At 38.6% G+C, this 25,191-nt stretch carries 26 protein-coding genes; 20 read left to right on the forward strand and 6 right to left on the reverse strand.

The features are described from left to right. Positions 1–116 precede the first annotated feature (116 nt). The 4 genes from AOM43_RS01550 (at position 117) to AOM43_RS01565 (ending at position 2,205) form a co-directional block, all read left to right on the forward strand. Positions 117–797, forward strand: coding sequence for a hypothetical protein (locus tag AOM43_RS01550; RefSeq protein WP_226987356.1), 681 nt, complete (start codon positions 117–119; stop codon positions 795–797). Between the two features lie 135 nt (positions 798–932). Then, the gene (locus AOM43_RS13375) at positions 933–1,109 is read left to right on the forward strand and encodes a hypothetical protein (RefSeq protein ID WP_161792748.1); all 177 of its coding nucleotides are present in this window, start codon (positions 933–935) and stop codon (positions 1,107–1,109) included. Between the two features lie 14 nt (positions 1,110–1,123). Next, positions 1,124–1,339: a hypothetical protein gene (locus AOM43_RS01560; RefSeq protein WP_006341838.1), complete on the forward strand. Its 216-nt coding sequence runs from the start codon at positions 1,124–1,126 to the stop codon at positions 1,337–1,339. Between the two features lie 125 nt (positions 1,340–1,464). Continuing rightward, positions 1,465–2,205 carry an SDR family oxidoreductase gene (locus AOM43_RS01565; RefSeq protein WP_036746384.1) on the forward strand — a complete coding sequence of 247 codons (741 nt, stop codon included), beginning with the start codon at positions 1,465–1,467 and terminating at the stop codon, positions 2,203–2,205. On the opposite strand, the gene AOM43_RS01570 is transcribed toward AOM43_RS01565, so the two are convergent. Further along, the gene (locus tag AOM43_RS01570) at positions 2,202–2,963 is read right to left on the reverse strand and encodes a metallophosphoesterase (RefSeq protein WP_059358752.1); all 762 of its coding nucleotides are present in this window, start codon (positions 2,961–2,963) and stop codon (positions 2,202–2,204) included. The two genes, AOM43_RS01565 and AOM43_RS01570, sit on opposite strands and share 4 nt — an antisense overlap. A gap of 6 nt (positions 2,964–2,969) precedes the next feature. Then, on the reverse strand, positions 2,970–4,283 hold the full coding sequence (gene glgC / locus AOM43_RS01575; RefSeq protein WP_059358754.1) for a glucose-1-phosphate adenylyltransferase: 1,314 nt from the start codon (positions 4,281–4,283) through the stop codon (positions 2,970–2,972). Between the two features lie 242 nt (positions 4,284–4,525). Between glgC and AOM43_RS01580 the strand changes: the two genes are divergently transcribed. The 9 genes from AOM43_RS01580 to AOM43_RS13610 all read left to right on the forward strand — a co-directional run bounded on the left by AOM43_RS01580 (position 4,526) and on the right by AOM43_RS13610 (position 14,529). After that, positions 4,526–5,824: an OmpP1/FadL family transporter gene (locus tag AOM43_RS01580; protein ID WP_059358756.1), complete on the forward strand. Its 1,299-nt coding sequence runs from the start codon at positions 4,526–4,528 to the stop codon at positions 5,822–5,824. 304 nt (positions 5,825–6,128) lie between these two features. Continuing rightward, on the forward strand, positions 6,129–6,344 hold the full coding sequence (locus AOM43_RS01585) for a hypothetical protein (protein ID WP_226987357.1): 216 nt from the start codon (positions 6,129–6,131) through the stop codon (positions 6,342–6,344). Positions 6,345–6,371: 27 nt separating this feature from the next. Beyond that, the gene (gene nadC, locus AOM43_RS01590) at positions 6,372–7,235 is read left to right on the forward strand and encodes a carboxylating nicotinate-nucleotide diphosphorylase (RefSeq protein WP_059358758.1); all 864 of its coding nucleotides are present in this window, start codon (positions 6,372–6,374) and stop codon (positions 7,233–7,235) included. A 29-nt stretch (positions 7,236–7,264) separates the two neighbouring features. Further along, a complete protein-coding gene (gene groL, locus AOM43_RS01595; protein WP_013924609.1) occupies positions 7,265–8,860 on the forward strand; it encodes a chaperonin GroEL in 1,596 nt (531 codons plus the stop codon). Positions 8,861–8,906: 46 nt separating this feature from the next. After that, the gene (locus AOM43_RS01600) at positions 8,907–10,061 is read left to right on the forward strand and encodes an ABC transporter substrate-binding protein (protein WP_059358867.1); all 1,155 of its coding nucleotides are present in this window, start codon (positions 8,907–8,909) and stop codon (positions 10,059–10,061) included. Beyond that, complete coding sequence (locus AOM43_RS01605; protein ID WP_059358760.1) at positions 10,058–11,050, forward strand: FecCD family ABC transporter permease; 993 nt, start codon at positions 10,058–10,060, stop codon at positions 11,048–11,050. The genes AOM43_RS01600 and AOM43_RS01605 overlap by 4 nt, the downstream gene beginning before the upstream one ends. Before the next feature lie 2 nt (positions 11,051–11,052). Continuing rightward, positions 11,053–11,763 (forward strand): ABC transporter ATP-binding protein, encoded by a 711-nt coding sequence (locus AOM43_RS01610; RefSeq protein ID WP_059358762.1) that lies wholly within the window; start codon positions 11,053–11,055, stop codon positions 11,761–11,763. Between the two features lie 148 nt (positions 11,764–11,911). Continuing rightward, complete coding sequence (locus AOM43_RS01615; protein ID WP_059358764.1) at positions 11,912–13,210, forward strand: F-box protein; 1,299 nt, start codon at positions 11,912–11,914, stop codon at positions 13,208–13,210. Next, positions 13,207–14,529, forward strand: coding sequence for an F-box protein (locus AOM43_RS13610; RefSeq protein WP_226987358.1), 1,323 nt, complete (start codon positions 13,207–13,209; stop codon positions 14,527–14,529). Before AOM43_RS01615 ends, AOM43_RS13610 begins: the two co-directional genes overlap by 4 nt. 19 nt (positions 14,530–14,548) lie before the next feature. On the opposite strand, the gene AOM43_RS01630 is transcribed toward AOM43_RS13610, so the two are convergent. Beyond that, positions 14,549–14,758 (reverse strand): hypothetical protein, encoded by a 210-nt coding sequence (locus AOM43_RS01630; RefSeq protein WP_006341854.1) that lies wholly within the window; start codon positions 14,756–14,758, stop codon positions 14,549–14,551. A 302-nt stretch (positions 14,759–15,060) separates the two neighbouring features. Here AOM43_RS01630 and AOM43_RS01635 point away from each other — a divergent pair, with 302 nt between their 5' ends. From AOM43_RS01635 to AOM43_RS01660, 7 genes are all read left to right on the forward strand, one after another. Continuing rightward, the gene (locus AOM43_RS01635; protein ID WP_059358767.1) at positions 15,061–16,293 is read left to right on the forward strand and encodes a hypothetical protein; all 1,233 of its coding nucleotides are present in this window, start codon (positions 15,061–15,063) and stop codon (positions 16,291–16,293) included. 221 nt (positions 16,294–16,514) lie between these two features. Further along, positions 16,515–17,744, forward strand: coding sequence for a hypothetical protein (locus AOM43_RS01640; protein WP_059358769.1), 1,230 nt, complete (start codon positions 16,515–16,517; stop codon positions 17,742–17,744). Positions 17,745–17,894: 150 nt separating this feature from the next. Beyond that, positions 17,895–18,017: a hypothetical protein gene (locus AOM43_RS13920; protein WP_006341857.1), complete on the forward strand. Its 123-nt coding sequence runs from the start codon at positions 17,895–17,897 to the stop codon at positions 18,015–18,017. Continuing rightward, positions 18,018–18,476: a YkgJ family cysteine cluster protein gene (locus AOM43_RS01645; RefSeq protein WP_059358771.1), complete on the forward strand. Its 459-nt coding sequence runs from the start codon at positions 18,018–18,020 to the stop codon at positions 18,474–18,476. A 3-nt stretch (positions 18,477–18,479) separates the two neighbouring features. Further along, positions 18,480–19,265 (forward strand): Mrp/NBP35 family ATP-binding protein, encoded by a 786-nt coding sequence (locus AOM43_RS01650; protein WP_006341859.1) that lies wholly within the window; start codon positions 18,480–18,482, stop codon positions 19,263–19,265. Positions 19,266–19,273: 8 nt separating this feature from the next. Then, positions 19,274–21,055 (forward strand): phospho-sugar mutase, encoded by a 1,782-nt coding sequence (locus AOM43_RS01655; RefSeq protein ID WP_059358773.1) that lies wholly within the window; start codon positions 19,274–19,276, stop codon positions 21,053–21,055. A gap of 76 nt (positions 21,056–21,131) precedes the next feature. Continuing rightward, positions 21,132–23,132: a protein-tyrosine phosphatase family protein gene (locus AOM43_RS01660; RefSeq protein ID WP_059358775.1), complete on the forward strand. Its 2,001-nt coding sequence runs from the start codon at positions 21,132–21,134 to the stop codon at positions 23,130–23,132. A 142-nt stretch (positions 23,133–23,274) separates the two neighbouring features. Here the strand turns inward: AOM43_RS01660 and AOM43_RS01665 are convergent, their stop codons facing one another. Genes AOM43_RS01665 through AOM43_RS01675 form a run of 3 tightly spaced genes read right to left on the reverse strand, consistent with a single transcriptional unit; the run spans position 23,275 to position 25,187 of the window. Beyond that, positions 23,275–23,715 (reverse strand): ester cyclase, encoded by a 441-nt coding sequence (locus AOM43_RS01665; RefSeq protein ID WP_013924603.1) that lies wholly within the window; start codon positions 23,713–23,715, stop codon positions 23,275–23,277. Between the two features lie 8 nt (positions 23,716–23,723). After that, entirely contained in the window at positions 23,724–24,455 is a 732-nt protein-coding gene (locus AOM43_RS01670) for a C39 family peptidase (RefSeq protein WP_006341864.1), read from the reverse strand. A gap of 36 nt (positions 24,456–24,491) precedes the next feature. Continuing rightward, positions 24,492–25,187 (reverse strand): N-formylglutamate amidohydrolase, encoded by a 696-nt coding sequence (locus tag AOM43_RS01675; protein WP_059358777.1) that lies wholly within the window; start codon positions 25,185–25,187, stop codon positions 24,492–24,494. Positions 25,188–25,191 lie beyond the last annotated feature (4 nt).

The following is a 25,191-nucleotide window of genomic DNA, read 5'->3' on the forward strand; positions in this document are numbered from 1 at the left end:
ATCCATTAATAATGGAAATGTTTATTAAGATCGATTACTATTTATCACCTTTATAAAACTTCTTAATCCAATTAAATGATTTTAATATTGATATTCTTGAATTAGCTTGCTTATTTGTGAATCAACAATCTTCTTTTGACGAAAACTTAATCCTCAATTTCCCTCTCTTTCCCGATTTATTTCAATTTGTTTGCACTTATTCTTTAGATGATATGTGCAATGCTCTTATCAATGCTTCATTAAGTGAACAAAGACTGGATGCCGTATTAAAAGCAGATTTAAAAACCATCATTATGAATGCTGCTTTAGATCCAAATAAGCGCAAATTTGCTTGTTTCATTCTTCTTTTAAACAGAAAAAATCGTACCGACTATCAATTGATTAAGAATCTTATTAAACATTTTATCACATGGAATACGCAAGATTCTCTCGATGAGTTATTCGAATGGATTTTGGGAGATGAAAAACAAGATTTTTCTTATCGATCTCAATATCTTTACCTCCTATTTGAAATGATTGGTGATAAAGAAATTAAAGGCATCCACAACCAAATCGATTTTTTATTCGGTGCACTTGGAAAATTAAATAGCCACTTACTACTTTTGCACTCGCATAAGATGACACAACTATTAAAACAATATCCCTTACTACCTTCACATATGATAACACAGTTAGCAAGACAAGACTCCCTCCTACCTTTTCACGTGATTACACAGCTAACAAAATATATTGAGGATGAACAAATCACAAAAAAATATTTGGAGCATTCAAGAAAAAAGCCATCGACGATCTTTTAAAGATTGCAGAAAGCAAATCTCCCCAACCAATTCCTTACGCACCAATCTCTTTTGATTGTGGAGAAGCATTAGCCAAATCATCACCTCATGCGTTTACAAGGTGGTTCGCCATTTATGTCAGAGGAAAGCAGACACATGCTTTTCTTTTTTAAAAACATATTCAAAAAAATCCCTCATGAACAAATGTATGAGACCATTGCAACCTTCATCCAAACAATTATGGATTTAGAAAGTAGCTTAGTAAGCGCTCAATTCAATCAACGCACACAGGATGCCTTGGCACAAGATACACTTAGTAGTTTCTTAACCTGAGTACCAGATTTTTATTGGCACATTTACTTTCTGAATTACCACCTTCTGACTATTCAACTCAAAGTTCATCTAGGGAAGATGTTCAGGATGAAATAAGTATTGCTAACAGAAAACGTCAACTTATAGCTATTCAAGGTGTTAAAAAAGAACTCACAGATGAAGAATCCGAAAAAATAGATCCAGCAAAAAGACGTCGCTTAGAAAAAGGAAAAGACAAAACGGACGAATAGCCACACACTAGTCTCTTTGAGAGCATTATCTCTGCACTCTTATTTGAGTTTTTTCATCTTATCCGATTGCCAATTGACAATTAAAATTTTTCCCGTTAATTAAGAAAAAAATTAGGGGGAAAATGATGTCAAATAATCTGAAAAACAAAGTGATTGCAATTACAGGTGCAAGCAGCGGAATTGGAGAGGCCACTGCAAGATGGCTGGCTCAACAGGGTGCTAAGGTAGTGATTGGAGCAAGGCGTAAGGATCGTTTGGAAAAAATTAAGAATGAAATTCAGGCAGCTGGTGGTGAAGTCCTTTCATTTTCGGTGGATGTCACAAAACGTCAGGAAATGAAAGCGTTTGCAGAAGCTGCTGTCAAGCAATATGGTCGATTGGATGTTTTTATTAATAATGCTGGAATCATGCCTCTCTCCTTCTTGGCTGAAAACAAAGTGGATGAGTGGGATCAGATGATTGATATTAATATTAAAGGTGTTCTATACGGAATCGCAGCAGCACTCCCCCATTTTCAGGCTCAAAATAGCGGTCACTTGATCAATATTTCATCTGTTGCAGGACATATCGTCTTTCCTGGATGCGCTGTGTATTCTGGCACTAAATTTGCCGTTAGGGCAATCTCTGAAGGCTTCAGACAGGAGGTTGGATCAAACATCCGCACAACCATTATTTGTCCAGGAGCTGTCAAATCTGAGCTTGCCTCTCACATCACGGATAAACACGCAGCTGATAGTCTAAAACCGTTTCTTGGCATCGCCATCGATGCTGAAGCGATCGCAAAAGCGATTGCCTATGCTATCGAACAACCCGCTGAAGTTGATGTAAATGAAATTATCGTACGACCCACAGCCCAAACGCTTTAAAATTTAGCGCTCTCATAGATCTTGACAGGCATAAAATCCACATAATCCCCCGCAACGAGAATGTATTTTATGCCATTTCTTTCTCCAAACATGGGAACACCCAAGTTCACGTTGTGTAAATGACCGAAAACACAGATATTTACGCGATACTTTTCTAAGAGCGCAGAAACAGCAGAAGGTTCGAGCGTAGCGCTAATGGGTGGATAATGGGTCATCACAATGCGCAGTTTGTCAGATTCTTTAAACTCCTTCAAACTTGCCTCAAGACGCCCCAATTCGCGGTGAAAAATTTTTTTGGTTTCTTCAACGTCTTCTGGAACTTCCATCTTTTGATTAGCTGGATTTGCAACATAGGGAATGTAGCCATCGAATGAATACTCTGGAGTGTCCCATAAACGCGTCCCCCCAATTCCAACTCCTTGCCAATGAAAGGCGTTGTTTTGGATCACATGCATCGATGGAGGGAGAACCTTGTGAACTTTATTTAACGACGACCACCAATAATCATGGTTCCCTTTAAGCAAAACCTTCGTGCCTGGCAATTTGGCAATCCACTCAAGATCAGGACGAGCTTCTTCAACCTCCTTCCCCCAAGAAATATCTCCAGGAATTAAGATAAGATCCCCTTCCGCAACATGTGCGTTCCAATTAGCCGCAATTTTTTGATGCCAATTTGCCCATCGCTCCCCAAAAATATCCATTTGTTTATCAGGAACGCCAAATGATAAATGCAAATCCGCAAGAGCCCAAATACGCATGTTCGCCTATATAATAAAACCATCCGGCAAGTCAGCTCCCCGCGGAACGATGATGACTCCGTCCCGAATAAAGACATGCTCACCATCATATGTCGTTAATCGATCTTTATTAATTAACTGAACACCATCTCCAATATTCACGTATTTGTCAATAATAGCATGCTCAATCACACAATCTTTTCCGATCGATAAGGTTGAGGGACGATTTTTAATTTGCACGGGAGGTGTGTAAAATTCGTTCCCCATCACATAAGAATCGCGAATAATTGCCCCCTTTTTGATGACCGAGCGTGGCCCTAAAATGGTGTTGCTAATACTCGAGGCCTCGACTATAGAGCCTTCACAAATGATGGATTGATTGATCTGGCTATTCGAAATTTTAGCTCCTGGTAAGTAAGAACGACTTGTATAGATGGGATAAGTCTCGTCATAACAATTAAAATGAGGATTTACTTGCGTAAGGGCAATGTTCGCTTCATAAAAAGAGCCAATCGTTCCAATATCTTCCCAATATCCATGATGAATATAAGTATAAACACCCCCCTCTTTCACTTTTGTGGGAATGAGATGCTTGCCAAAATCTTCACGCGAGTCCGCTAATAATAAATCAAAAAGCACTTCACGTTTAAAAAGATAAATGCCCATGGAACCTAAATAGTTTTTCCCTTCAGCATTTGGCAAATAAAAGGGATCTAATTCTTCTTGCGTTTTGGGTTTTTCGCAAAAATCTTTAATTTGAAAATCTTGATCTACCTTTAAAATTCCCATCCGAGAGGCATCTTTCGCATTGACGGGATGTGAAGCGACCACCAAATCAGCATCATTTTCATGGGCGAATTGGAGCATGGGTCGAAAATCCATGTTGTAAAGCTGATCCCCTGAAAGGATGAGGAAATAGTCAACAGGCGTTTCAATAAAACATTCCAGGCTTTGCCGAACGGCATCAGCTGTTCCCTGATACCAAGTTTTCTTATGAGGTTTCTGCTCTGCCGGAAGTAATTCAATGAAGCCGCCCGAAAAAGGATCGAACTGATAAGTCCGAAAAATATGCTGATGCAAGGAAGAAGAGAGAAACTGGGTCAAAATGAATATTTTTTGATATCCGGAGTTTAAAGAATTGGATATGGAAAAATCAATTAAACGGTAGCGTCCCCCCACAGGGATAGCGGGCTTACATCGGGAAAGGGTTAGGGGGAACAGTCGAACACCTTCGCCTCCTCCTAAAATAATGGATGCAACCCGATCTGTGCGGTGTGTGTGCAAATTGATTGTTTGTGTTAGCGGAGTCGTTTTTACATGGGGTGTGGTTAACAAAGACATTCTTTCTCACAGGTTGAATTTTCAAGGTCACCTTATGAAAAAGCCTAGTTTTGTGCAATTATTAAAACGTTTTTTTCCGATTGCCGCTAAGGCTGGCGTTGTTTTTTCACACTATTTTTATTTAAAATATTGCAATAATCAAAAGGATTAGTTTATGAATAAAGCCATCAATTTTATATCGGAACCGCTCATTTGCCCTAAATTGGCAACGATGGAATCAAGCATTTAACGAGGAGTTACTCATGAAATTTCGTTGGCCCCCCTTTTTTTCTGTCATCGGGTTAGCAACTACACTATGCCTAATGACTTCTGATATTCATGCCCTAGTTTTAAGTGTTAAATCCCTAGGAATGGCTGCCGTCGGAGTCGCATACCCTCAAGACTCATTAGTGGGTGGATTTAACCCAGCTGGAACAACAGAAGTTCCTGACCGCCTCGACCTTGGTTTTACATGGGCTAGAGATAGACAAAGAACAAAAATTCATGGGAATTTAATCCCCATCATCGATGGTTCATTTGATGCTGCACGAACGAAAGATGCTTATGCACCTGAATTTGGGCTCATCAAACACATTGGGATCGGCACTTTTTGTGACGTCACATTAGGAATCGTGGCTTATAACAGAAGCTATGTCAAAACAACTTACAAAACAAGTTTTCCGATTTTCGGGACATCTAAGCTCGGCTTGGAATATATCCACGAAACATTGTCACCTTCAATTGCGATGAAGTTTTGGGATCAACTCTCTGTTGGAATTTCCGTTAACTACATGCTACAAAGAATCAAGGTCAACGGCTTGCAACTGATCGATATACCGACACGTACAGCTCACGTAGGTCATGTCACTAACCGTGGATACAACTATTCACAAGGGGTGGGCGTCACATTCGGGATTTTGTGGGATATCACAGACTGCCTCAAAATTGGTGCAACATACCAGCCTGAGACAAGCATGACACGCTTTGGAAGATACACAGGGTTCTTTTCTCAAAGGGGTAAATTCAACATCCCACAAAAAGCTTCCGGTGGTATTTCCTATCGTTTTCTCCCTTGCGCGACAATCGCATTTGACGTCGAGTATATCCCATGGTCCGATATTGCAGCGCTTAGAAATCCTTTGAAAGCCAAATATGTCACCACCACTAACCCTCTCCTTCCTGGATTTATTCCATCTAGAAGACTTGGAAAAAGTAAGGGTATTGGCTTTGGATGGCGCAATCAAACATTCTATCGCGTAGGCGCTGATTATGCGTTGAATGATCAACTGATTGTAAGAGCTGGTTATCGTTATGCCAAAACACCGATACGACGTTCTCAAACTGTGACAAACCAATTGCTTGTGGATGTGATCGAACATTATATCACATGTGGAGCGACTTGGAAAGTCACACGCTGTCAAGAAATTTCAGCCTATTACGCTCACGGTTTCTACAACAAAGTGAAAGGAAAAAATTCAATTCCACTTGCTTTTGGTGGGGGCGAATCTGACATTTCACATGAACAAAACGTGGTCGGAATTGCTTGGGGTATGTTTTACTAACCTCAACAAAAAAAACATGTTAAATAAAAGGAGCAAAGACACTTGCTCCTTTTTTTTTGATTTCAAAAAAGCTTTTCAAGACAGAATTTTTAAATAAATTGATTGCGATTTTAAAATCGGGTTTTCTCTTGTTCCTTATTTGCCAATTAGCTATTGTGGATGGATGAGAATTTTATTGAGTTAAGGCATCAAACTCAGGTTTAGATTCCAAAAAATTTTATTTCATGCGCTTGGATCACCAAAAGCGATGTTTGCATGGCAAGATGCCAATACGTTTCCGCAAGATATTATTAAGGAGGGAATTATGGCCTTTAAATTTAGTAAAGATTTAAAAATCATTCTACATCCTTACATCTTCGTACTCAAAGAAGGCAAAATTCAAGAAAACATGCTTGACTATTCTTTGATGATGCTACAAGTAAGTTGTCCTGAAACAATTAAATCCCCTTCTCACGAGAGAAAAAGTCCTTCTTTGCAAGGATTTGAATGGGATTTTCAACAAAATGCAGCTCGCCTTTAGTCCCTTTAGATAAAGAGTGTATTTTTTATGGATATCACAAATTATATTGACCTTTTGCTTGACACTGCCCTTAAAGAGGATATTCGTACTGGAGATATCACTTCAGAAGCATGCATCCCTGAAGACGCCATTTTAACAGGGCGATTTATCGCTAAGCAGGCAGGAATTTTGGCTGGATTACCTTTTCTATCCCTTCTTTTTAAAAAGATTGATCCACGTATTGAGGTTCAGCTTTTAGTCTCTGAAGGATCTTATCAAAAAGCCGGCACAGTCATTGCTAAAGCGTTTGGTCCCGCTCGCGGCATTTTTAGTGGAGAGCGCGTGGCCCTTAACCTTTTGCAACATGCCTCAGGGGTGGCCACCCTTACAAATCAGTATGTAAGAAAAGTCAGCGGCTTCGATTGCTCTATTCTTGACACGCGCAAAACCCTTCCAGGTTTAAGAGCTTTAGAAAAATATGCCGTGACAGTTGGTGGAGGGGTTAATCACCGTTTTGGATTAGACGATCGGCTCATCATTAAACGCAATCATTTAGCTTTTGTCGGCACAACCACCCCTCACCCTATCCGTGAAGCCGTCCTACGGGTCAAAAATCATCGTCCAGACCTGCCTATCGAAATCGAAATTCAAGATATCGATCAACTTGCTGAGGCCCTAGACACAGAAGCCGAAACAATTATGTTATGCCGAATGCCTCCACACGAAATCAAAAAATGTGTGCATTTTATTCGTAAAACCGGCAAAAAAGTTTTTATCGAATCACTCGGAACAATTACGCTTGAAACCATTCAAGCTTATGCTGAAACAGGTGTAGATGGAATTTCACTTGGTTCACTAACCTTATCTTCACATGCTTTAGATATAGCTATGCGTTTAGCATCAAGTGAATAATATACGAAAAACTCAAGGAGAAAAACAACATGTCTTCAACACCAAAGCAAATCATTTTTGAAGAAGAAGCACGAGAGCTATTGCTTTCAGGAATCAAGAAGCTTGCAGATGTCGTCGCTTTTACTTTAGGTCCTAAAGGACGCAACGTCGGATTGGAAAAAAGTTGGGGGGCTCCTACAATTACCAACGATGGCAGCAGCATTGTGAAAGAGATCAATGTCCAATGCGTTTATGAAAACATGGGCGTTTCCATGGGAAAAGAAGTCGTTCAAAAAATTAAAGAAAAATGTGGCGACGGAACAACAACAGGCACATTACTTCTCAGCGCTCTTGTGGAAAATGGGGTTAAATTAATCGCTTCTGGTGCAAGCCCTATTGGAATTAAAAGAGGAATTGATAAAGCTGTTGAAGCAATTGTCAAAGCAATTTCTACGTCTGCGATTCCCGTAAAAAGCTCTCAAGAAGTTCGTCACATCGCGACAGCTTCAGCATCTGGCAATGAAGAAATTGGTAACCTGATCGCAGAAGCCATGGAAAAAGTAGGCAAATCTGGCGTCATCACAATTGAAGAAGCGAAAGGAATTGAAACAACAATTGAAATCGTCGAAGGGATGCAATTCGATCGCGGTTACATTAGCTCTTATTTTTGCACAAACACAGACAAAATGATTGCGGATATGGCAAATCCTCAAATCCTTCTCGTCGATCGAAAAATTGGTAGCATCCATGAATTGCTTCCAGTGCTTCAAGCGACAGCATCTGCAGGAAAAGAGCTCCTCATTGTGGCAGAGGATATCGAAGGAGATGCCCTGTCAACGCTTGTCGTCAATAAACTCCGAGGGACACTTAAAGTTGTCGCTGTTAAATCTCCTGGTTTTGGCGATCGTAGAAAAGCGATGCTTCAAGATCTCGCCGTGTTAACAGGTGCGACTGTGATTTCAGAAGATGCAGGCATGTCACTAAAAGAAATTCCTGCTTCAGCTCTTGGCTCAGCAGAAAAAATTATTGTGAGCAAAGAAAATACTGTCATCATCCATGGATCCGGTTCTCAAGAAGATATCGATGCAAGAGTGAAACAAATTGAGAATGAGATTGAAATCACCAAAAGCTCTTACGATAAAGAAAAATTAGAAGAACGTAAAGCGAAGCTAAGCGGTGGCGTGGCGGTCATTCGTGTGGGTGCAGCTACAGAACCTGAATTGAAACAGAAAAAGCAGGTTTTCGAAGATAGTTTGAATTCCACTAAAGCAGCTCTTGAAGAAGGGATTGTTCCAGGGGGTGGCGTGGCATTACTTCGCGCCAAGAGCGCGATCGGCCAATTAAAGCTCGTTGGTGATGAAGCAATGGGCGCAACAATTGTTGAAAAAGCATGTGAAACGCCTCTCAAGCAAATTGTGTCCAACGCCGGCTTAGACGGATCTGTTATCCTTGCAGAAGTCTTGAAAGCACCATACAACTTTGGTTACAATGTCGTTTCACAAAAACTTGAAGACTTAGTGGCTTCCGGGGTGATCGATCCTGCGAAAGTTGTTAAAAATGCGCTCATCTATGCGGCTTCAGTTGCAGGCATTGTGCTCATTTCCGAAGCATTAATCGCAGATGCTCCAGAAGATGACGAAGAGTAAACGTTTCTTTTAAATTAAGCGCAGTGTGCAAACACTGCGCTTTTGCATGAATGGCTCTCCCTCCATGGCTTTCAATTGGCAACATCTCTGTCCTTATCTATTTGGGGGAATTTGGATTGCACTTTGGTGGACAATCGCTTTTCATGAATCCTCATCACCCGTATCTATCCCTGTTATCATCTCTGAAAAATTGCATCCAATTGATGATGCATTCAGCCGCCCATATTTGCAAAAAGCTTTACAGGGCGACATCGCGCAGATGGAGTTTCTGTTGATTCAATGGCACCAAGCTGCTGAATCCTTGAAACAAAAAGGTATCTCTCCCATCTGGCAGCTTGAGACCTCTGAATTCTTGCAAGCGCTTCTTCTCATTCAGAACCTGCGCAACCAACCAGAACAAGGGTCTTTAAATTTTTTGCCTCAGACCTATCCTTCGGCTTGTTTTCTTCTCGCCTTGCTTCCGACACAATGCATCACAGCTCTTCCAGATGGATTCCAAATCCAAACACAGCTATTTCATCCTACACAGCTAAAACAAATTCCGATTAATCGTTCTTTATGCTCTTTAGAATACCTATGGAAAGCTAATCCTGCAGTCGCTTTCATTTCTTCGTATTCAAATCCAGCCTTCGTTTCTGCTTTGCACCGGCTTCAAATCCCTTGTATTTCTCTGCCTAATATACATCGCATTCATCAGATTGAAAGCGTTATTCAAACACTTGGAACTTACACGGATACCTCTGAAAAAGCACAATTGCTTTCCCTATTTATTAAAGCAGCCTTAAATGCAATCGACAACAAGATTAGTGAGGCTTTTGCTCACACAAAAAAGCGCCTGCAAACTTTTAAACCTCTTTTTTTATTTCATTATCAACAATTTTCAGTACCTCTTCCATACACGCTTACAAGTGAATTAATTACACGTTTGCACTTCCAAAGCTTCAATAATCCACAGTTGCAGATAACTCCTGAAATGCTGAAAAACTTTGATCCCGATCTTCTTATCATAGCCTCACAAAATGTTGAGACACTGAAAAGTGAACTTTCTCAACTCTCTTTTTTTCCTACATTGAAAGCAGCAAAACTTAACCACATTTTTTGGGTAGATTCGCAGGTGCAACATTCTCCTTCCCAATTTTTTGTGCTGGCGTATTACGATTTAGCTCAACCGATTCTAAGCTACCTGAAGGAGGACCTATGATACCAGCCATGCGCGCTCGTCCCCTTCCGCTGATTTTGATTGTTGCGTATCTTTTGACAATCGGTCTAACTTTATTATATGGGGAAATCCCCTGGCATGATGTTTGGAGTGGTGTATTGGCGAGATGGCACTCTAAATCAGATGCTTGGAATCCTTTATTAGACGATCGATTACCTCGTCTTATGGTTCTCTCATGTACGGGCGCCTCGCTTCCAGTAGCTGGAATTGTGATGCAAGCTATTTTTCGCAATCCTTTAGCCTCTCCAAGCATTTTAGGACTCTCCTCTGGGGCAAACTTTTGTGCCCTGTGCGTCTTTATCATGGGATGGAAAAGCTTTTCTCCGTGCATCCTTCCTCTTGCAGCTGTGAGTGGAGCCTTTCTAACTTTGTTGTTAGTCTATAATTTAGGACGCTTTCGAACTTCACATGCATTCATTTTGGCCGGAATGGCTATCTCAACCTTAATCACTGCAGGACAAGATTTCCTTCTGCAAGCTTTGCGAAATGAGTGGGAGCTTCTACAAACCTTAGCAGAATGGCAAAGTGGCTTTTCGGGTAATGCCAACTGGCAACATGTTTATATGCAATTTCCTCTAGCCTCTCTAGGCTTGATGGGATGTTGGATCTATCGAAAAGAAATCGACTTATTTTCATTTGGTGAAGAACATGCTGCAGCCCTTGGCGTGGATATCGAAAGAACGCGTTGGCATTTATTTATTTGCGTCGCCCTTCTCACTGGAAGCTCCATAGCTGTTTTAGGAATTATTCCTTTTTTAGGACTGATCCTTCCACATGCCATGCGTCTTCTTCATCGACCAACAGCTAAAGATCTTATTCCCTGGAGTGCTTTTGGTGGAGCGTTTTTACTGGTGACCATCGACTTTTTACTTCGCTATTTTTCATTCCCTTACGTAACCTTGGGTAATCTCACAGGGCTTATTGGAGGACTTTTTTTTCTTTACTTATTTTTAAAGCCATCATCGCTCTAACTATGCTAAATACATCCAATTTAACTTACGCCATAGGAAATCAGCTCATAATTGAAAAAGCCTCTCTGAGGTTTCTTTCAGGTAACCTTTACGGGTTAATCGGAGCAAATGGATCGGGCAAATCTACGTTATTAAAGCTTTTGGCGGGGATAAAAAGCCCCACAGAGGGTTTTGTTACATTTGAGAATGATGATTTGAAAAATAAAGATCGCAAATGGATAAGCACTCGTATCGCCTTCATGGGAGAAAATCTTTCGATCCCATACCCTTTCACAGCTTATGAGATTGTTTTAATGGGATGCTACTTTTCTCCAATTGATCAGAAAGAAGATTGGGTTCACTCTCTCCTAAATGACGTACAAGCTTTACATTTGGCTCAAAGAATATTTTCCACACTCTCCGCAGGAGAACAGCAAAGAATTTTGATCGCGCAAGCCTTGGCGACGGGGGCATCCGTTCTTTTATTAGACGAACCGACAAGCCATTTAGACATTTATCATTGCCTTGAAATGTGGAGTTATCTAAAAAAATTATCGCACAAAGGAAAAACAATTATTGTCTCCACGCATGACTTTAATGGTGTTGAACAAATTTGTTCTCAAGCCCTCATGATTAATCAAGGAGCCATTTTGGGGCCAGGAAATTTTTCTGATGTCTTAAACTCTTCTCCTTTATCCTATTATTTAAATATTAAATCACACATCAAATATTGAAGAAAAAAAGCAAACTATTTATCTTATCCAAGCAAGATTTCTAAATATGAGAAAGATAAATGTTTTTTCATGTCATCTTACTTAAGAAATCTTGTTTTGACACCTCTTTCGGAAATAAATACCCTAATTTTTTCAGAGAGAATAAACCATGGAAGCCCTTCCAGCCCCATACAGTGCAGTAACGATCATCCAGCCCCTTTTCCCTCATGTCAAAATCGATCTTCCCGAGGAAATTGCGTTAAGAATTTTATCTTTTCTCAATTGGTTCGATTTAATCCATAAAGCCTCACTTACCTGCAGAAGCTGGCGAAGATTAGCTTTAGATTGTGAATTATGGAAAATCACTTTTTCATTTCTTCAAACATTTAAAACTCCTGCAGAAATTTTACAAGAAAAGGAAATTCAGCGGATTTTTCGATTAAACAAACAACTTTTAAACGATGGCTTCTTTCTTACAGGAGAAAAGCTTGAATTTTCAAACGCTAAAATATTAGATTTTCAAATCTCAAATCAGATCTTAACTTGCTCTACCGATTCTCCTCATGGCTATTTTTTTTATGATCTCACCTCAAGCGATTTTAAACAGCTATGTACCATACAAGAAAGATATGCCTGTGTCTTTAATGATAAATGGTTGGTGGAATATCCTGAAAAAGAAGCCTCTTTTTTAAATCTGCGTACAAACGGCACAATTTTTTCCCCCATCGAACTTACCGAATCTTTGGATTTGTACCACTATCGCTTATATGGAGATTTTTTGATTGTTGATGAGAGAAGCCCATCGGAGACTCTACTCAGAATTTTCCATTTGCACGATGCATCTTATCTTGAATTCCTAGATAGTCATGCTTGGCATTTTTCGCCGGAACCAAACCCTTCTTTATTTATTTGGCAATTCAATCAAAAACAAATCTGTCAATTCGGGCTCAGCAATCATAACGCCTTAGAGATTGCGCATTTTCCCTGCGATACAGAAATTGAACAGCTGACAGCCTCCCCAAAATATCTTGCAGCAAAAAGTGTGGAAGGAATCCATGTATGGAATCTTTTTTCTCTTAACAAAATCTTCCTGCCTTATCCTGAAATCGAAGATTTTATTATCCAAGGTTCACGTCTTATTATTTTTGCAAACTTTCATTTCAGCATTTACTGTTGCGAAACAGGAAAATGCCTATTCACTTTGGCAACTGCAGATCTTCACTTTAAACAAACCATATTAGACCGTCCTCAATGGGCTTTATATGGAAATTTGCTCTTTTTTAATTCATTGCAAGGAACTTTGCAAATCATTGATCTGTTAAGTGACAAGTGCCTTTGCACAACATTTGCGTGGGAGAATCAATTTTATAAATTTGAATTCGTTGCAAAAACGCAAATCCTCTACGGATTGCATAAAAACGGAATATACAAATATCTGTTCAAACCTCAAAAAAGCCAGTCATTATGATACCTGTTTCACCTTTAAGTTCCCCTGCCGTTGAATATAGTTATCCAAAAAAAGCACTTGAATTAATTTTAAAACATTTACCCATTCATGAAATTGCAAAAGTAAGAGCTACCTGTCAATCTTGGCGTACAACATCTAGAAATGCTTTTTCTTTATCTAATGTTCCCCTCACAGATAGTTTAAAAAAGTTGTTTGGCGAAGAAGGTGCTTTAGAAATGCAAAAATCCTTGCAATTCTACCATTTAATACGCCAAGGTGAGGTATTTTTTCCCAAAAATGAGCGGATCCCCGCAACTGCAAGCTATCATGTTTTAGATTTTCAGATTGCCGATCAAAAATTAGTCTTAAAAGTTGCTGATAATTCGAAATATCCCCAACTAATCTTATTTGATCTGGCAAAAACGACCCATTCCCCTATTCCAGTCAACATATTTAAATATGAAACCGAGAATTTTGCGTTTAATGGAAAAACCATCATCTGCCAATCCCTCATATTACCTGAGTATGAAAAATCAAAGCAGTATTACACAGCCTTTAAGAATATAGATGAGATTGATTTTACTTTTGTATGCGAAGAATTTTGTGCTCGTTTAGAGCTGTGCGATGATTATGTCCTCGCTGCACATAAATCAGGCGTTATTATTCAAAAAATGGGAGACTTGAGCAGCATCAAACATGCAACTAGCCCCGTCTGGTGTTTTATTTCCACTCCAACGGCACATTTTTTTACATATGACTCTAAAAAAAAGAAGATATTTTGTCATACCTTCCTTGAAAGTCCAAGAAATCAAGAGAAATTTTTTAATACCTATCCAATTAAAGAAGTTTCAGTCGAGACAGATGTTCAAGAGCTGAAAGCATCCCGGACATATCTTGTCGCTAAAATGGATCTAAACTTTAATATCTATACGATTAATCGAGATCATTCACCTGTTTTAGCCATGACAATTCATCATCAAGATTTAAGCACAGAGTTTCAAATTCACGGTTCACGCTTGATCGTTTTTGGTGAAACGAAAGTCACTCTTTATTCATTAAAAAATGGAGAACGTCTATTTTCATTCACTTTACATTGTCTGAATGAAAAAGGTCTGTACACAATTGAAAAACAACTTTATGGAAATATTCTTTTTGTAAGGCGGGCAAACGGAATCCTCCAAATTGTTGATCTTTTAACGGGTTTGCCTTTAATCGATGAAGTGATGTTTCCACGTAAATTTTTAAAATTTCACATTGAAAATCACACTCTTTATGCTTTGCACAATGACCATAAAATCTACAAATACGCGTTGCTTCTAAATGTAAAAAGGCCCAAATAATTGGGCCTTTTTTTAAAAATCAATGCACTGCCATCCGACTAGATACACGAACTGGGCGTCTTCGCTCGCTCAGTCTTTTTTCTTGCGTATCCGCAATAAGTTGAGAAACAGGATGGATCACACCGTCATCGCCGTTAATTAAGGACTTGTTCTGCTTTTCCATTTCTTTACGAATCGATTGAATCACTTTTTTTTGAATATATTGACGATGATGGATTGCGTCTTTCATAGAACCCTCCTCGAAATTTGGGTATGAAGATTTAAGAAGAGAGATAACAACCTCTCTATTATAAATTATATCACAAATCGATTTAAAAATAAAGATTTTACCATTATGGTTTTTCACACTCAATTAAGCACATAATCTATTTCCTTATAATTTATCTTCTTTAATTAAGGGGAAAATAGTTAATAAAAAATGCATTATTTATAATAATAATTTCTTTATAATAAAAACCAAAAGAACAACTATCATCTTCTATGTCACTAAGTTTTATAATTTTTTTCTCTCAGCAAATTTAAGGATCTATTATGGTAAATTTTAATCAATTCATGTTGGGCATCAACCATGCTAGCCCGGTTGAAGAATCCAAATCTTCTAAAAAGAATTTTAAGAAAAAAATTTCTGTAGAACAAGCTATCCAAGCAGTTAGCGGGAATTTTTTCAAAAAACTTATTGCACGCTTGAAATTAGCCTATAAAAATCGAGAATGGTTCAATGAAAAAAACATTAAAGCACGTGTCGCTTCTCATGATTTAAAGGATTTAAAAACACTTTCTGAATTATTTAAAACAACTTATTCAACTTCCTCTAAAGAAAATATCTCTAATTTCATGGATAAATTCGTCCTTCCCGCTAGAGACTTGAAAGCCCGAGAACAATTCATGAAAGATTTAGCCCAGAACGAACGTCCAGAAATTGCAGAGATCAACATCAAATATATTTTGCGACTCCAGGAAAAAAATATTAACGCAATAGACTTAATGAATGATGGTCGGCTCGGCGAGCTTAAGGAAGCAAAAAAAGATACTGACATTGATAACCTCATAAAAGATTTTTTAGGTGATGAATTTATTTCTACTTTGAAAGAATTTACTAATAAAATCGATTTAGACAGCAACGAATTTATTAATCTGCCTTATGTCGTTCATATGTCGTTAGAATCTCGCAAATTCCTTACGCAACTAAACAGAAATGGGATTACATTAGAGCGGATTTTTCCCGACACAATAACAACCGAAGAGATTTTAGATTTTATTTCTTGGAATGCAGCAAACAGTTTTTACGAAACGATCAAACGCTTTACGGATCAAGAAGACATTCAAATTGCGCTATTAAAATCATCCTCGAACTCTCCGGAGCGCTTACTCATTCCTGCACTCGTAAGTAGTGGAATAGCGGCCGCAGATTTTACAAATGAAATATTCCCCACTCTAAGAGAAATACTATACCAAGCTAGAGATCTTGAAGTGCAAAGGCATTTCATCAAAAAAATATTGATCGACCAACTTCCAGAGAAAGAACGAGCACGCCTTTGGCATAGTATCGAATTTTTTTTTAATGAACCATTTAAATCCAATGAAGATCTTGCGTTAATCTATCCTCTTCTAGAAGATTTTAACTTCGAAGCCGCAGAACTAATTGACAAGTATGTGAACAGAGATGAAGATGGATCGACATTGAATGACTTTGAAAAATTGAAATTTTCGTTGAATGGCCAATCCATTTTAGAAGCAATTAAAGCGTATTTGAATAATAAATAAAATAAACTCTCGATTTCAAAACTAAAGCCATATTCTCATGATTTGGGGATATGGCTTCTCTCAAAATTTTATCTATTTGGAAATCCTTTAATATTCCAATTAATATTCCAATCAATATTTTTTAAAAAATCATTTCATTCTACTCAAGACTATTTATGAAAAAAGAAGAATATGCTATGTTTATATAACTTTACTTTAAATTAAAACGTTAGGAAATACATATGGTCAGTTTTAAAGAGCAGTTTAATCATTTTCCACTAGGTGTCCCCGGCTACATGGACATCTCTAAGTCTCCTACCAAAAAGATAGAAAAAACCATTTCCTTAGAAAAAGCAATCTCTGCTGTATATGGAAATGCTTTAACTAAGCTTATTGCACGATTAAAATTAGTCTTAAAAAGAGAATGGTTCAATGAAAAAAATATTGCAAATCGAGTTAGCTCTCACAACTTCGAAGATTTAAAAAACCTTACAAGCTTGTTTAACAAAGCTTATCCAGATTCCTCGAAAATAAATAAAAAAGTCTCTCATTTTATGGATCATTTTGTCACACCTGCATTTGATTTGAAAGCTCGTCAAAAATTTATAGAAGGATTAACCGATTCTAATCAGAAATGCCAAGTTGAGGACCTTCTCAACATCGATTACATATCAAAATGCTTAGAAAAAAATATTAAAGCGATTGATTTAGTTAACATGGATGTGGATTTATTTCATCGACTTATTGATGCAAAAAATGAGCAAGATTTCAATGAAGTCATCAAGAATTTCTTAGGTCAACCTTTTTTGGATGATATCCAATATTTTACGACAGATCTTGATTTGCAAGATGCACTATTTATTCGTATGCCTACCGAATCCCGTCAGCTCATTCGAGATTTAACAGATAACGGAATAACAGTTGAACAAATTTTTGCGACTTCCCCAACAGCCAAAGAAGTGTTAGATTTTATTCATCTAAATTCAGAAAAAAATTTCTATGAAGATGTTAGTAATTTTGTTCCTCAAACAAGTCTACAAATTGGTTTATTAAAATCTCCCGCAAATTCAGCTGAGCGATTATTGATTCCAATCCTTGTCAAAAATGGGCAAACTGCTAAAGATTTAACCGGAACATACTTTTCCTTCATCGAAGACATTGTTCTTTGTGCGAAAGACTATAACGTCCAAAAGAGTAACGTTATTGCAGCAATGCTGAATAAAATTCCTGAAGAAAGTCGCAAAAGACATGAGCATACCCTCGAAGTGTTTTTTGATGATCCATTTAATCAAGACACTGATCTTGCACTCGTTATTCCTCTTATTGACAATTTTGACACAAGTCTCGCAGAGTTAATTGAAGAATACTGTACCTTTGAAGGCTATCAAAGCTTTGAAAAATTAAAAAAGAACTTAAATGGCATGTCTCTTTTAGACAAAATCAAGCAAGAATATAACAATTCTAAGCCATAAGTCCTGCGACTATACTTCTAAAAAACTGGATCCATATCCTCTAGTGAGGATATGGTCGTTCCTTATTTCATTTTTTTGCCTGCAAGCTTGACAAGCTGTTCCTGATAATTTAACATTCTTTCTCAGGAACCCCCTATTTTAAAGGAAACAATGTCACCTAATCTATTGGGAAATCTTTTTGTCGAAGCCGCTGTTGTAGGCGTTGTATGTATCGTTTTTTTAATCCTGTTTGTCGTAGCTGGAATTCGACAGATTTACAAAAATCGTGATTAAATGTCTAAAAAAAATAACTTAACAATGTTCGATGAATCTAAAGAACACTCCTCTTGGTATGCACAAGGACTTTCTTTTGAATGTACGGGATGTGGCCAATGTTGCACAGGAGCCCCTGGGTATGTATGGATTTCTAAAGAAGAAATTGCCAATCTTGCCACTCACCTTAATCTATCTTTGGACGAATTTTCTAAACGCTACGTACGCAAAGTTGGGGATCGATTTTCATTGAAGGAACATCCCAAAACATTTGACTGCGTTTTCTTAAAAGAAAATAAGTGTTCAGTCTACTCGCTTCGTCCTAAACAATGCCGAACATTCCCCTGGTGGCCACAGCTGCTCAAATCAAAACAAGATTGGGAAGAAGCCTCTATTCACTGTGAAGGGATTCGTTGCAATGCGCCCGTTGTCCCTTTCGAAACCATTCAACAGCAACTCTCGATTCAAACTTCTTCATAGCTTATGGCACACGCTCTGTCTCAAATTAGCACAACAACCTATTTAGTTGGCTCAGGAAAAGGGGGCGTAGGCAAATCGACTGTTGCGGTCAATTTAGCTGTCGCTCTTGCCAAAATAGGGTTATCAGTAGGCCTTTTAGATGCGGATCTTTATGGTCCTTCGGTTCCTATCATGATGGGCCTGCGCCGTCTAACCCCTCAATCAGAGGTAGATGCGGATGGAAAGGAAATGATTACCCCTTTTTTTAAATTTGGGGTAAAAATTCTTTCTCTCGGATTCTTCATTGAAGAAGCACGCTCCATCGTCTGGCGTGGACCTATGTTGCATACAACGATTCAAAAATTTATCCAAAATATTTTTTGGGGACATTTGGACGTTCTCCTGATTGACCTCCCCCCTGGAACAGGCGACATTCCCCTTTCTCTTTCTCAGCTGCTAACAATAACAGGAGCATTAATTGTCTCGACACCTCAAGAAGTTGCCATTTTAGACGTGATCAAAGTGATGAATGCCTTTCATCAGTTAGAAATTCCTATTGTAGGATTAATTGAAAATATGGCAGGTTTCACTGCACCAGACACTGGACATACCTACGCTCTTTTTGGCGAAGGAAAAGTCGATGACCTTGCTAGGCGATTTCAAACCTCTCTTTTAGGTCGTATCCCTTTTCATCCATCGATCCGTATTGGCGGTGATGAAGGTGTACCTGCGGCTTTTCATAGCGGCCAGGCTGGCGATCCTTTTCATTTAATAGCGCGTGAACTCTTGCAACAAAGTCCAACATATTAAGGAAGTCCATGAAACAGTCTAATGAAAAAACCGTACTTGACTCGACAACTCAAACAAATGTTACTCGTTGGCTTGAAGAAGCTTATGATGAAAATACCAAGCAAACAATCCGTCATCTCTTAAAAGAAAATCCTAAAGAAATTATCGACGCTTTTTATACAAATCTTTCTTTTGGAACAGGTGGATTGCGTGGGATCATGGGAGTCGGAACTAACCGGATGAATCCTTATACTGTAAGAGCTGCTTCTCAGGGTGTTGCAAACTACTTGCTCCAGCAAAAAGATTCAGAAGAAAAATCGGTCTTCGTTGGATATGACTCTCGCAACAATTCGCAGCTCTTTGCCGAAGAAACGGCCAGAGTTTTTGCTGCCAATGGAATCAAAACCTACCTTTGTAAGCATCTACGCCCAACTCCTTATGTCTCCTTTGGATGTCGCGACAAAAAATGCCATGCAGCCGTCATGGTAACAGCTTCCCATAATCCCCCCGAATACAATGGGTATAAAGTTTACTGGAGTGATGGAGGCCAAGTTCTCCCTCCACACGACAAAGCAATCATTGCAGAAGTTAACAAAATTATTGACCTCTCAATGATTCATCGCGTTGATTCTCTTGAGCACCCTTTGATAGTGCGCGTAGAAGAAGATGTCGATGCGGCTTATTTAAAGGCGATTGAATCGCTGCAAATGTATCCTGAAGAAAATGAAAAACACGGAAAAGAGCTAAATATCGTCTATACTAGTCTACACGGTACAGGCATTACACTCATGCCACAAGCTTTTAAAGAATGGGGATTTGAAACCATCCACTATGTGAAAAATCAGATCATTGCAGATGGAAATTTTCCGACTGTCAATTATCCTAATCCGGAAGAACGGGATGCATTATCTTTAGGCATAGAGTTGCTTAAGCAACAAAATGCCGATATTTTAGTGGCTACAGACCCTGATGCGGATCGCGTAGGGGTCGCGGTGAAACACCAAGACTCCATTCATACTTTAACGGGAAATCAAGTCGCATGCATATGCTTAGCACATGTTTGCGAAGCCCTCACACACAAAAACCAGATGCCTGAGCGCGCAGCCTTTATTAAAACGATCGTCACAACAGAGCTCTTTAAAAGCATTGTGGATGCGTATGGTAAGACATGTTTTAATGTCCTCCCTGGTTTCAAATACATTGCTCAACATATTCATGAATGGGAACAAGAGAAAAATAGCTACCAATATGTGTTTGGAGGAGAGGAATCCTGTGGTTATCTTTTGGGAACTCAGGTGCGAGATAAAGATGCGATCCTTTCAAGCCTACTTGTTTGCGAAGCTGCGCTGCATGCAAAAAGAAACAATCAAACGCTCGTGGATCTCCTAAATTCCCTCTATCAAAAATATGGTTTTTTCCTTGAAAAATTACTTTCCATGAAATTTGAGGATACCAAATCTGATAAAGAAAAAATGGCCAAAGGGATGGAAAAATTACGAGCATCCCCACCGAAATCGATCTGTGGAATAGAGGTGATCAGTATTGAAGACTTTTTAAGCTCAACCAAAACCACTCTAAAGACAGGAAAACAAGAATCAATTTCGATTCCCAAATCCAACGTCCTACTCTTTTGGCTAGAGGATGGAAGCAAAGTCATCGCACGTCCATCCGGAACAGAGCCAAAAATTAAGCTCTATTGTGGAGTTAAGAAGAAAGACTTCCATAGTGTTGAAGAAGCAACTCAAGCAGCCTCCCAATATGCGGATCAACTGCTTTCTGAAATTCAAAATATATTAAAAAAAGACATTTGATATGAACAATGATCCTCTTTTTAGAAAGACCATCATTTTTTACACCTTCAAACTGCTTAATCTCTAAAGGAACAAAATGTCGACTCCGCCCGTAACAGCAATTTCAAAATATCATGAAGCCCAATGCTTACAAATCGGCTCATCGAAGAATAGGATTAGCGTCAAACAGGCTTTGGCATGCTTGGACTCTAATTTTTTTATTAAAACGTTGCATATCGTGATTTGTTTTTTCCAAGGTAAAGGCCTTGTCAATAAAAAGTGCATAGTCAAGTTGTTAAACGAAACGGATTTAGCAACTCTCAATAAAGTTAACTATCTTTTTGCAAAGGCGAAGAAGTTAGCGGAACATCATAAGGACAATACGACAGAGGCGAATCAAAAAAAAGACGCATTAAAATTTTTGCAATCTAAAGAAAAGAGCTCACAAACTTTTCTTAGTCGGATACAAGATGCTTATCTTTTTAAATTTTCTCAAGAAGAGGAACTCTTAACATTTTGTCAAAACCTCCCGACTGAAAAAAAGCAATCTGTCATCACGTTAGCTCAAAAGGGTATAACTGCGGAATATCTCATTAAGAAATATGGTATCACCGTCGAAGATTTATCTTCTCGTATGAAAGACAAAGACCACTTCTTTAAAGAAATTAACGAAGGGCTAGAGAAGATTTATTCCCCTCAAGAGCTATCTATTAAAAATTTTGTAGAAGAATTAAATGAAGGGCTTCTTCCCTCATTTGTTCCTAAAAGTACAAGAGCAGATCCCAAAAAAATCAAATCTGTGACAATTTCAGATACAGAGTTGCAAGTGACTTTTTTAACTAACGAAGATCCTCAAATGCTTACAATAAAGAATAAGATCTTCGATGGCATAACTCATTTAATTTGTTTGGGATACCCTCCTGAGCTTCTACTTACGCCTTACAGCCCCAATACAAATGAAAGCGTTCACATGATCGACGCCATCTTTGTTTCCCAAAATATCATCAAGAAAACGTTTTTAATTAAAAACAATACGAATAAAGCTTCTCCAATTGAAAAAAAGATCACTTTACTGGCCTTTTTGAACTGGCCAGAATCTGGAACCCCCAATTTTGAGGAATTTCAAGCCTTTATCAAAATGGAAAGGGAATTAGAACAAAAGACACCCCTGATCATCGCCACAAGAAATTTGGCACAGGTGGGAATTTATGCACTGGCTAACTACTCTAAGGCTGATGACAAACATGCACACACCATTCATCGCCATATTGAAAAAATTAGTAAAAAGCTTGGAACTGCAGCTGCGCCCAAAACAGCTGAAGAGATCGGATTCGTGTATGCCTTACTCAAAAACGACTCGCTATCCTTCGAAGAAGCCTCATTACTCAAAAATTCTTCCAAAGCACAAACATTCAAAGAACTAGCCCAAGCCCTCTTTAAATTCTTTAATCCTGAAGGAGAGGCGACTCAAGAACAATTGAAAGAAATAAAATCGACACTGAAGACCTTGGGAATCAAAAAAAATAATTTTCAAAAAGACTGTAGCGAATCCCTTGCAATTCTGGCACACATTTACAAAGAACAAATTTTTCTGAATGAACTTGAAGCACATCTACATACGCAAGCCATGGATTTAGGATGGACGCTCAGTGATGATTTTGACGATTCAAGATTCTTAAGCATCCCAGAAATTAGGAAAGCCGCATTTGAAAAGTTATATGAGAAACATGCAAATGTATTAAAAGAGCTGGAAAAAAAGATTTTTTTCGATATCAAAGATAAAGCTGCTTTAGCTGTTCAAAAAGCTCTTCTTCAAAAAAATTTGACCCATACAGCATTTGCTAATGAAATTCTCTCCTCACCATCAGCTCAACAAAGCTTACTCAAATTGCTATTCCATAACATTTCTTATGTAGAGCTTTTGCAGCTTTTTGAAAAATTCCAATCCAAACTTGTTGTTGAAGCTGCCATTGTCGAACCTGAGCTTTTTGTGGACCTAGACACAAATCGAAATCTTGATCTCTGGGCTATCTTTACCAGACCTAGCCGATTTTCGGAAATTCTACGGACCTTAATCACATTAAGAGATGAGTCATAATGACTTAAGAGAGGCGGTTGTTATCGCCTCTCAGATCTTCAGCGCAAGTTCCATGGATTAAGGTATGGTTATTTTTGAAGGATTTGGCAGATCAGGTAGACTACTGGTTGGAGCCTTAGGATGCTTGAAATATCGATCAGATCTACTCTGTATTTTCAGCACCAATTTGTTCCAGAATACCAAAAATGCCCCCGTGCAAATGGGTCGTGCAACGAATAATTTCTACTTTGTCATTGCGAAAGATCAATTCAGCTTCCTCAATGGGAAGTGAAAAGCGAGCTCCGGATGGAGGGTAAGTTTTAAAGCCTGGAAAAGGCAGCTTTAAAGGACCAGTATGTGTACCCGTAACACCTAAATCAATAAATATCTTCTTATTTTTCTCTTCTATTTTTTTTACTTTAAAAGAAAGATCGGGAAATGCTTGATGGATTGCTTGCTGAAAAGCAACGGTCTCGCCTTTATCAAAAGGATCTGGAAGAGAGCCATAAAATTTGAAATCATCGTCTAACATTTCAAATACATCAAACCATCTCCCTTCTTCCATGGCATTAAGAAATCCGATTGCTTTTTGCACGTGTTCCATATCACCCTCTAAGCATGCTTTTTAAATTTTCGAGAAGGCCGAATAAGCAAGAAATTTGCATCATAGGTCAATACGCCTAAAAGAATCGAACAAATTGTCCTGTCCACACCCATACTATACTTTAAGTCATATGAATAGGGATTTCTCACAAAGGGATCGGCAATTAAGATCTGTTTTTTTTGATTATCATATCCGAAAAGTACCACAAAATGCCCTTCTGGTTGACCCAAAATATCATCTTGTTGACTTGAAGCTCCAATCTCACGACAACTATGGTACAAAAATGTAGAACTTAGTCCTGTTAAGATAGGAACCCCTTGTCTTAAATAATGGCGAATCAAGCTACGTGACAAATCTCGAAAGCGAATTTTTCCGCCAAGACGCAAAAACTCGAGATATGCATTTGTCGCAATTTGAAGCTTTTTATTCTTTTTAGCATCCGCCTGTGCTTTAAGTTTCTGAGCTAATTGAATATTTGATAAAGGCTTTGGCTCAAACCACGTCGGATCAAAAACTTGTAAATTATATGTATAGATCGTCGCATCATAGCCCCGTTTTAAGGCATGGCAGGCTAATAAAACGGCTAGCGTCCCTCCTTCTTCAAGCGAAGGGACCTCTTCAATAACTTTTGGGAGTGGCACTTCGTCGCCATAGTAATGGTAAACCGCTTGCAGGCAAGTAGGACCGCAAGTGACTTCATTGGGCTGGGGAAGCATATTTATTGAAAGCTTTTGTTTCATAATCCTGCCTATCGTTATTTCACGATATGTAAATAATTAATTTAATTCAAGCACTTGCCTTAAAGAAAAAAGCAAACTCTCTTTAAGGCTTTTCCACTTTGATTTATAATCCACAAGTCCTTGATTGACTTCTAATTCGATTCCTAGGTACGTCTCATCTCCCCATTTTTTACGCAAAAAACTTGTCAAGCCATCCGCTTTACCTAGATATGGATAGTTCATTCTGATCCGCATTTCTCCGTTCAATTTTTTTTGCAAGCTCTGCTTCCATTGTGTCGCAAAAACTTTTTCCTTTTTACGTCTCGAATCGTACAACAATCCAATCTCTCCTTCTCTCTTTATCCCATCTAAAGCAGGAGTAAAAGAATGAACAGACAGATGCAAAACTGGACCTCGTTGCATTTTTTTTAAAAGCTCTTTTTCAACCTGCAGGCGGTAAGGAAGGTAATACTCTTGAAGGAGCATCTCTTTCTCTTCTTTCGAGAGATGCTGGGTCCATTTTGAGAATAAATGTGGATGATGCAGTGAACGATTAAGCTCCACAAGCAAACGGGTTGTCGTACTAAAGACAAGTGGAGAGGAAAGCTGGCTGGATAAAAATTCAGCCAATTCTAATGCTCCCCTGTCATAACCTCTATGAGAAGCCAAAGCAGCATCGGCCTTTTTAAAACACGATTTCCAATGCAGAGGAACTTGGTTTCCTCCATGTTCACATGTCATCATCAAATGCATGGCA

This window comes from Parachlamydia acanthamoebae, from assembly GCF_000875975.1.
Taxonomy (GTDB): domain Bacteria; phylum Chlamydiota; class Chlamydiia; order Chlamydiales; family Parachlamydiaceae; genus Parachlamydia; species Parachlamydia acanthamoebae.

What these genes read in the sequence shown, in the direction of transcription:
- AOM43_RS13375 (WP_161792748.1), top strand. Translation starts at nt 933, where the DNA reads ATGCTTTTCTTTTTTAAAAACATATTCAAAAAAATCCCTCATGAACAA.
- AOM43_RS01565 (WP_036746384.1), top strand. Translation starts at nt 1,465, where the DNA reads ATGTCAAATAATCTGAAAAACAAAGTGATTGCAATTACAGGTGCAAGC.
- AOM43_RS01570 (WP_059358752.1), bottom strand. Translation starts at nt 2,963, where the DNA reads ATGCGTATTTGGGCTCTTGCGGATTTGCATTTATCATTTGGCGTTCCT.
- glgC (WP_059358754.1), bottom strand. Translation starts at nt 4,283, where the DNA reads ATGTCTTTGTTAACCACACCCCATGTAAAAACGACTCCGCTAACACAA.
- AOM43_RS01580 (WP_059358756.1), top strand. Translation starts at nt 4,526, where the DNA reads ATGAAATTTCGTTGGCCCCCCTTTTTTTCTGTCATCGGGTTAGCAACT.
- AOM43_RS01585 (WP_226987357.1), top strand. Translation starts at nt 6,129, where the DNA reads ATGGCCTTTAAATTTAGTAAAGATTTAAAAATCATTCTACATCCTTAC.
- nadC (WP_059358758.1), top strand. Translation starts at nt 6,372, where the DNA reads ATGGATATCACAAATTATATTGACCTTTTGCTTGACACTGCCCTTAAA.
- groL (WP_013924609.1), top strand. Translation starts at nt 7,265, where the DNA reads ATGTCTTCAACACCAAAGCAAATCATTTTTGAAGAAGAAGCACGAGAG.
- AOM43_RS01600 (WP_059358867.1), top strand. Translation starts at nt 8,907, where the DNA reads ATGAATGGCTCTCCCTCCATGGCTTTCAATTGGCAACATCTCTGTCCT.
- AOM43_RS01605 (WP_059358760.1), top strand. Translation starts at nt 10,058, where the DNA reads ATGATACCAGCCATGCGCGCTCGTCCCCTTCCGCTGATTTTGATTGTT.
- AOM43_RS01610 (WP_059358762.1), top strand. Translation starts at nt 11,053, where the DNA reads ATGCTAAATACATCCAATTTAACTTACGCCATAGGAAATCAGCTCATA.
- AOM43_RS01615 (WP_059358764.1), top strand. Translation starts at nt 11,912, where the DNA reads ATGGAAGCCCTTCCAGCCCCATACAGTGCAGTAACGATCATCCAGCCC.
- AOM43_RS13610 (WP_226987358.1), top strand. Translation starts at nt 13,207, where the DNA reads ATGATACCTGTTTCACCTTTAAGTTCCCCTGCCGTTGAATATAGTTAT.
- AOM43_RS01630 (WP_006341854.1), bottom strand. Translation starts at nt 14,758, where the DNA reads ATGAAAGACGCAATCCATCATCGTCAATATATTCAAAAAAAAGTGATT.
- AOM43_RS01635 (WP_059358767.1), top strand. Translation starts at nt 15,061, where the DNA reads ATGGTAAATTTTAATCAATTCATGTTGGGCATCAACCATGCTAGCCCG.
- AOM43_RS01640 (WP_059358769.1), top strand. Translation starts at nt 16,515, where the DNA reads ATGGTCAGTTTTAAAGAGCAGTTTAATCATTTTCCACTAGGTGTCCCC.
- AOM43_RS13920 (WP_006341857.1), top strand. Translation starts at nt 17,895, where the DNA reads ATGTCACCTAATCTATTGGGAAATCTTTTTGTCGAAGCCGCTGTTGTA.
- AOM43_RS01645 (WP_059358771.1), top strand. Translation starts at nt 18,018, where the DNA reads ATGTCTAAAAAAAATAACTTAACAATGTTCGATGAATCTAAAGAACAC.
- AOM43_RS01650 (WP_006341859.1), top strand. Translation starts at nt 18,480, where the DNA reads ATGGCACACGCTCTGTCTCAAATTAGCACAACAACCTATTTAGTTGGC.
- AOM43_RS01655 (WP_059358773.1), top strand. Translation starts at nt 19,274, where the DNA reads ATGAAACAGTCTAATGAAAAAACCGTACTTGACTCGACAACTCAAACA.
- AOM43_RS01660 (WP_059358775.1), top strand. Translation starts at nt 21,132, where the DNA reads ATGTCGACTCCGCCCGTAACAGCAATTTCAAAATATCATGAAGCCCAA.
- AOM43_RS01665 (WP_013924603.1), bottom strand. Translation starts at nt 23,715, where the DNA reads ATGGAACACGTGCAAAAAGCAATCGGATTTCTTAATGCCATGGAAGAA.
- AOM43_RS01670 (WP_006341864.1), bottom strand. Translation starts at nt 24,455, where the DNA reads ATGAAACAAAAGCTTTCAATAAATATGCTTCCCCAGCCCAATGAAGTC.
- AOM43_RS01675 (WP_059358777.1), bottom strand. Translation starts at nt 25,187, where the DNA reads ATGCATTTGATGATGACATGTGAACATGGAGGAAACCAAGTTCCTCTG.